Annotated in this window: 12 protein-coding genes; all 12 read right to left on the reverse strand. The window is 40.4% G+C overall.

Annotated features, from left to right (window positions below; translation table 11 throughout):
• Nucleotides 1-235: hypothetical protein (locus LW728_RS21860; protein ID WP_287768226.1), on the reverse strand; the 235-nt coding region annotated here is incomplete at its 3' end.
• Nucleotides 232-873, reverse strand: a complete 642-nt coding sequence (locus LW728_RS21865) for a hypothetical protein (protein ID WP_287768229.1) — start codon at nucleotides 871-873, stop codon at nucleotides 232-234. The genes LW728_RS21860 and LW728_RS21865, both read right to left, overlap by 4 nt.
• Entirely contained in the window at nucleotides 870-1028 is a 159-nt protein-coding gene (locus LW728_RS21870) for a hypothetical protein (protein WP_287768231.1), read from the reverse strand. Before LW728_RS21870 ends, LW728_RS21865 begins: the two co-directional genes overlap by 4 nt.
• Entirely contained in the window at nucleotides 1015-1212 is a 198-nt protein-coding gene (locus tag LW728_RS21875) for a hypothetical protein (protein WP_287768232.1), read from the reverse strand. Before LW728_RS21875 ends, LW728_RS21870 begins: the two co-directional genes overlap by 14 nt.
• Nucleotides 1209-1535, reverse strand: a complete 327-nt coding sequence (locus LW728_RS21880; RefSeq protein WP_353845718.1) for a DUF6464 family protein — start codon at nucleotides 1533-1535, stop codon at nucleotides 1209-1211. Before LW728_RS21880 ends, LW728_RS21875 begins: the two co-directional genes overlap by 4 nt.
• A complete protein-coding gene (locus LW728_RS21885) occupies nucleotides 1532-1759 on the reverse strand; it encodes a hypothetical protein (protein WP_287768233.1) in 228 nt (75 codons plus the stop codon). The genes LW728_RS21880 and LW728_RS21885 overlap by 4 nt, the downstream gene beginning before the upstream one ends.
• On the reverse strand, nucleotides 1756-2148 hold the full coding sequence (locus tag LW728_RS21890) for a hypothetical protein (RefSeq protein WP_287768234.1): 393 nt from the start codon (nucleotides 2146-2148) through the stop codon (nucleotides 1756-1758). Before LW728_RS21890 ends, LW728_RS21885 begins: the two co-directional genes overlap by 4 nt.
• A 23-nt stretch (nucleotides 2149-2171) precedes the next feature.
• The gene (locus LW728_RS21895; protein WP_287768235.1) at nucleotides 2172-2855 is read right to left on the reverse strand and encodes a hypothetical protein; all 684 of its coding nucleotides are present in this window, start codon (nucleotides 2853-2855) and stop codon (nucleotides 2172-2174) included.
• Nucleotides 2856-2864: 9 nt separating this feature from the next.
• The gene (locus LW728_RS21900) at nucleotides 2865-3659 is read right to left on the reverse strand and encodes a hypothetical protein (RefSeq protein WP_287768237.1); all 795 of its coding nucleotides are present in this window, start codon (nucleotides 3657-3659) and stop codon (nucleotides 2865-2867) included.
• Between the two features lie 412 nt (nucleotides 3660-4071).
• Nucleotides 4072-4239: a hypothetical protein gene (locus LW728_RS21905; RefSeq protein ID WP_287768239.1), complete on the reverse strand. Its 168-nt coding sequence runs from the start codon at nucleotides 4237-4239 to the stop codon at nucleotides 4072-4074.
• Between the two features lie 328 nt (nucleotides 4240-4567).
• Nucleotides 4568-6703, reverse strand: coding sequence for a hypothetical protein (locus tag LW728_RS21910; RefSeq protein WP_287768241.1), 2136 nt, complete (start codon nucleotides 6701-6703; stop codon nucleotides 4568-4570).
• The coding region (locus LW728_RS21915) for a hypothetical protein (protein ID WP_287768243.1) at nucleotides 6703-6991 on the reverse strand (289 nt) is incomplete at its 5' end. The genes LW728_RS21910 and LW728_RS21915, both read right to left, overlap by 1 nt.

Raw genomic sequence — 6991 nt, forward strand, 5'->3', positions numbered from 1 at the left:
TTACAGCCTTTACGCCATCTGAGTCAAGGATTTTTTGCGCGATCGCCAAATTTTCATCAGACCAATTAAACCGTGATTGTAACCTAGGAACGTGGGGAAACCGCTTGTATCGAAGCTGATTTATAGCGGACTCCGATTTGCCAATCATTCCTCCAATTTTTTGGCAGGAAAGCCCTTCCAATAGCCATGATTCGATTTGTTTTAATTCTTCCTGAGTGTAAAGATTTTTTGTCATGTTGCCATCTCCTTTCTTAATTGATATTCAAATCGTTTAATTGCCTGTATCCTGTTGTCGTAATCCTCAGACATTTTCTGATGATCTACAGATTTAGGAATTTGTGGGATTTCGATATCATAAGAGCTATGCTTGCGCGGCGGACTGTTCTCTTCGTATTTAATATTAGAAGCCCTCGAACATTCCACACAACATTTATTACAATTTCTTCGTAATGAAGCCTCTAGCCCATTGTATCTGTGTTCCCTTCTGCAAAGCTGCCCGACAAAAAAACGATCATCAATTTCGTCTGTCAAAACAATTTTGTCTAACTTCCTCCGACTCTTATCTATTAGTTTTTTGCACTCTACACAGCTTCTGGTCTGAGTGTTTTTTAAAGAGAATCCCGTTCCATTATAGTCGTGTCCCCTTCCACACAACCCGCCTAAAAAATGTTTTTCCCCCTTAAGTTTAGCCTCTTTACGATTGGCTATTATTTTGTCAACATATTTCTGATCTCTGCCATCCCGTCTTTTCTCAAATTTAGTTCGATTATGACAAAGAACACAGCCAAAATTAGAAAGATATCGTAAGTTTTGCCCATTCTCGTCTTGATGTCCTTTTGGACATGGTTTACCTAGGTAGGTTTTAGCGGTCATGGTTCTATTTCCCCCGACGCTATCTTCCAGTCAGTTTCCCACGCCAAAATAATTTCGTCATCAGATAAACTTGCTACATCTTCGGGACTGGTTGCTTGCCATTTTAGCCAAACCTTTCTGTTTTGCTCTAGCGTTGTCGACTCATTTAGATCCATTTTCAAGCCCCCATTTTTCTTTAATTATCCGCTTGTAAAAAACATCAAGATAAATCATCTTGATATACTCTTGAACGATTGTATCCTTAAGGATATCGGTAGGTAAAGTAGATGATTTTACCCTTAGAGCTTCTAAGTTGAATTTCTGCTCCAAAGTTAGTTCCCCAAATTTAGAATCTGTCATTTTCCTAACACCTCATAATCGTGACATTCTAAACAGGAACCATTAGGATTGATGGCGCATTTAAGTTGAGCCATTTTACTCCAATTGCGACAAGACCGCATAACTTTTAGCTCCTGAATTTCAAGCTTTGCTTTGAGTTCAAAATTTTGATGGTTAAGCGAATTACACTTGTGCTCTAGCCTTGTTTCCTCTGTTCTTGCCATGCTCACGTCATGGTCGCAATTGGTTAATATTCTGTCTAATTCTGTCTCATAATTCCGTTTTTGAGCAGATAGAATCATCAAAAACGGAATTATTAAACTCAATAAAATTAACACGATCATAATGCAATCTCTCCCTTTAGTTTTAGTTGCTTAATAATTTTCTCGGCAGTGTGATAAGGCATATCTTTCCCTTTGCCATAGGAAATTGTCGCAGTCCTTTTTCGCCCATTTGGTTCGGTGAGAGTGATTATTCTATGGGCAGTTTGTCCCTGCCTATAAGTAAAAACCCATCCCTTATCACTAGCATATTGGGCAATGATTTTCAGTAGTTCGTCTGGTTTCATTGTACCTCCTGAGCATTTAGGATCGCAATAAGCCGTTTTAGCGCGGCGTTCCATGCCTCCGATTTTTGGAGAAAATTGTAAGCTCCTTTATGAATAAATTTCCCATCTTGCCACAGAAAATAGGCATAATTACCGCCAGAACAATCAAGGTAGATTCGATAGATTGCTCCGTCTCTTTCCTCCTGATAGTTAGGAGTATGTGGGATTCCTGCTACTAAGATGGATTCCTTGTAAAAAGCTTTAGGATTAATATCTTCTCCTACCAAAAGATAAGCATACTGACCAATTTCTTTGCTCCAAATTGACTTATAAACTGTGGCACGTTTCCACAATGTTTTTAATTCAACGGGTGAACCAATAGGAAATTTAGGAATGTTAGGCGATTGCATTTTGTTAGTCCTCTATGTTTGTTTTATTGGTAAGTTTGAATCTTGAGATTGTCTTTTGGAGTAGAGAATCCATCCACTTGAGTAGGGATGTTTTCTACAAGTTCCGATTGCTCTAATCGTGCTTTGTTGAGCTTGGCCAGGAGTTCTTTGGGCATCCTTTTCTGTATAGTTTTATGCCACCAATCCATATCAATTTTAGGCATTTCGTCAACAAATGGGGACTTGTAAATTTCCCTGACTTCTGGCAGTTTTGGATTAGGTAATTGACGGGTTCCGTTGTTAAGGGACTCCTCATACATCAGCCAGAGCCTAACGAAGTTGTTGGCAGAGTAACTTAGCTTTTCTTGGGGTAGAGCCGATATGGTACGAATGCCTCCAAGAGCTTCTAATGCAAGTTCAGCCATGGGAGAGAGAATTAAAGCATTATCAGGAAATCGGATCGCGTTTTGAATTGACTTCCACTCTTCCCACGCGATTAAGTCACTCTTAGGAGTAGGCTTAAAATTCTCAATTACCTCTAGTGGGGATAGCGGCCGTCGGGCGAACTTGGCTATTGCGGCTTTTAGGCAGGGGTAAAGCTCATCCTTTTCTAGTTGAGTGAATACCTCATACCACTGCTCAAAAGCCATCCCGTTAGTCGTGTAGTCGTAGTTGTAATATTCTCCAAACATAGCAATTGCTACAGTGAAATCTTCTTTAGAAATCATGTTAATCCTCTAGGTGTGCTGATAATGCGGTTTTTGACCCATTGACGCTACTCGATCCAAGGCATCGGATATTTTAGTAGCCATAGCGTCAAACTTGGCTCCCACAAAGTCTTTAAGTTCCCCTGATTCCCACATTTTGAGAATTGCGCGATCGCTAGGATTGGTAGCAGATGAGTTGATTCGCTTTAATGCGGCCAACGCTATAGCCTCAATCTGACCAGGTAGTAGCTTAGGGTTGGTGGCTTTGAGATAGTGACGATACTGTTCGTAAAATTCGTCTTCCTTTTCCACGTCGGCAAATATCGTAATCGAATTTTTGGCTATCTCCCTTTTGTACGAAATCGCACTCTTGGCAGGAAAGAAAGGATCTACCTTCTTTGTAGCTAGTTGAGAATCACTCGCAATAGCGGAAATTTCATCCACAATCGGATTTATTTTTTTGGCTAAAGAGACGGGTTGAGTAATAACCTCTTTTATTTCACGATCTGGCTCTAGCGCGTCAATCTTGACCTGTTCAGATGGGCTTGTGTGTATTTCCCATTTACCCAAATATTGGACTCTCATTTGAGCCAGTACGGTTGGGTTCTTGATCACAAGGGCGGTTTTGTCATAAACAGCTTTAAAGTGCAGATATTCAGGATCTGACAGGTAAGCCGTATCTGAGCTCCCCTCTTGAGAAGAAATTTCTTCCGAAAAAATTTCAATCGCACTTTCTAATTTTTTTTCTCTCGCGCGCTCCGGATCTAGAGAGAGATAAGTAAAATTATCTTCTTCTAGTATTTCTCTTTCTTTGAGGGCTTCCAAAACCCTTTCCTATTGCGGGTTTTCAGGCGCGACTGTCTTGAATGTAAGACAGTCATTCCCAGATGTGGGGCACTCATTCCCAGATGTGGGGCACTCCAAATCAGAAGTTTTGTCCTGCTTTTTGGGCTTGACTTTAGCCGATTTTGACTTAAGTCCTTGGCAGGAAAACACGGACTCACCCGTCGGCTCTAACCGCCCATGCCCGTTTTTCTCAAGCTTGGATATCCCCCGGTAGAAGCTAGAGCGTGGCAATCCCCACTCTTGGCAAAACCCCGATATAGAAGGGATTTTAAGATCGACGTTATCGGGAACCAAAATCCCTTTGATGGCAACTAAATACCCTGCGGCGGTTAGGTAGCCCGATTGGTACATGGCTAGGGCTTTATCCCTTGTTATTGCGAAAAATTTCTCATTAATCCTCATGGGATAACTCCTTTTGTTCTGATTTATTGACTTTAGCAGAGACGACGGGCTTTGTCTCCCATCCATTAGCTTCAATTTCCTCGTCCCAATCAGGGTCGGGGGCTTTATCACCCCAGCTGTGGGTTCTTTCCCAGCACTGCTCGTTAGAACTACGCATTTTGCATCCTCTGCCATTTACAGCTATTTTTAAGTATGGTTTCAGTTTTGGCTAGTTCTGCCCTAGCCTGTTCCCTTGTGAGATAAGAGTAATTGTGCCGATAAGAAAAAAGACTGGCACAAACGATCTCAAAAGAGTACAATTTAGAGGCAGTGTGAATAATCTGCTTTTCGATCTTTAGTTTTGTCCTCATGTTTGACTTGTGCCCGCCAGCGCGGGTTTTTCTTTGCTTTGATTTTTATAATTTCATACTAAAAAAGCCCTGTCAAGGGTTTTTCAAAAGTTCAGTAGAAATACTGATGACAAATTAAAATAAGATGTTTTTTGATTAGATCAAAGATACTGAAACATCTAGGAATTTACCTAGTGTTAGAGCATAGGTATCACAGTACACTTGTTTGTCTTGTTTGACGGATTGAACCTCAGAAATAGATAAAATTGTCCATACTTGAGAGTTCCACCTAATTCTTTCTCCTACAGTCCAAGGTTTTCTATTGTGTAATTCAACGGTTATAGTATAGGCTTGTTCAGTATTGGTGTGGCTTATTTGAGTTTGTGCCCCTAGAAAAACTTTGGCGTAAGTTGTTCCTCCAGTAAAGCCGATTGATTCGGTTGTGATAAAGGCATTTAACTGGGGTAAAGCATCAGGAGTTTTAACCCGATATCTTCTATTATCTACCGTGGGATTTCTTGGCTCAGGGACTTCTCTAGAAAGTTTAGAAACCGTAGCAGGTCTTCCTGTAGAGGTTGAAACTTGATTGATTGAAGCTGAGTCTCTAAAACTTTGCCCGCTTGAATCGGTGCTAAAGTTTCTTACCTGATATCGTTCTGGCACTTGAGGAGAGTTACTAGATTGAGGAGATATTACTGTGGTATAGGTTTCTTCTGTTTTATTTTCTCCTACCACGATAGGAGGCAATGGATCATCGTCTGTGCTTTCTGGATCTGGTACTAGCTGGGTATTTGATTGAGAAAAAAAGCTTTTTTTGACATACTTAGAATCATCTGTAATATCAGAATAATGATCGTCCATGCGCCCTAAGAAGTTTATCTGGCTGCTACTGATTGGCAGTCTTTGGGCTGTGTAAAGTTCTATTAGTTGGGCAATAACGGTTAAACGATCTGCGTCTGTAGTGGGATTTAATTCTTCTATTTTGAGAGCCAATAATTCTAATGATTCGCTTTCTTGCTTAAATCTTTGTAATTTCCAACCTGTAGAAGCAAACCCAGTATAATTCCCTTCTGAGTCATGGGAATATACTTTTTGCTCATAAGATACTTGTTCCCAGTGAACGTCAATTGATGGATTTAAAAATTCTTGATTGTAACGGAATGGATTTGAGGATGTGACATTAATCACAAAAACATCAAGGGAATTATATACGAATCCATAGGTTTCTTCTATTTCTTCTACAGTCTCCCCGTTAAAGCTTTTAATTGTTTTTTTGGTTTTTGTAATCCCTCCACTGTCAAAAGCGTGGGTAGGAACTCTTAGGTAATCACTAGAATAAGCTTCCTGAAAAAAGCCCCGATTAATAGTGGGGGGAACTTCTGGGGTTGGATCTCCTTCTATGTTTATCGCAAATCCTTGGGATTCTTCTCCCTCTTCTTCTTCATTATCTGCTACGGTTCTATCTATTATTAATTCTGCATTGTTGAGTTCTTTGGCTAATCTGATTCCATCTACCAAAGCACCAAACCCACCCGTTGACTCGTAGGTTAAACTTTTTATTTCCCAGTCGTAGAGGGTATAAATTGGTTCGGTTCTAAAGTCTTTTAAAGTAATTCCTGCCACATTATTCCAATCTGGGAATTTACCTTGAATTGTGGCAATGTCAAGGATTAAATCCCTTAGCGTAATTGTTTCACTGCTATCGGGTTCAAGTCCACTAATAGGAATGAAATTATCAACGCCGCCTATGATCGTAACATCGGATTGCCTAGCAACATAGCTAAAAGAATAGGATCTAACTCTTCTGCTAGTTCCCCCTGTGCCACTAGACCCTAAATTGATTTGAATCGGTTTATCTATCGGACATCTAATCGTATCCCCATGACTTGAGTAAGGGCTTTGCAGTGGCACCGATACCTGTACAGCTTCACGGGAAAAATCTACAGAAGACACACCACAGATAAAATCAATCCCATAGCAAGAAATCGCTCTAGTTGGAACAAAAAAAGTTAGAAGTTCTGACAGCTTGGACTTGTGGGATCTAACCGTCAAGCTCCCACTAGGAGGATTTCGCCACGATTGAGAGATAGAAAGATTGATAATTCTGGCAATGGAAAAAAGAGGATCTGGATTAATTATTAGATTAGTTTTTACCCTAGGTGTGCTAATTTCTAAAGGTTCAATAATTTCTATTAGGGATGGGGTGGCTACGGGGGATTTAGAAATTCTAAATCCTGCCACTGTAGAACTTCTGACATCGTAAGAATTGCTAATAGTAAATCCTGCTGGCATTAGATCGCCTCCTGATTACCCTGCACTTTATCTAGAATTGCCTGAATATCTACTGATGGTAATGCCCCCGAATTGCTTAGGATAGCCCATAGATTCTCAATATCTAAAGCCCCTAGGGTAAAGAGTTCTGTTAGGACTCGAATCATTTCAGGTGACAGCCCCATCCAATACCCTTCTTTAATTACTATTCCCTGATCTGATGGCGGCTTTTTATTTTCCCACAGCGCCCAAAGGGTGAAAATCTCGTTAACTGCACTCATTTTATCGGAGCCATAAAGACATAGATTG

It is taken from the genome of Microcystis sp. 49638_E5, assembly GCF_021300285.1.
GTDB lineage: Bacteria > Cyanobacteriota > Cyanobacteriia > Cyanobacteriales > Microcystaceae > Microcystis > Microcystis aeruginosa_C.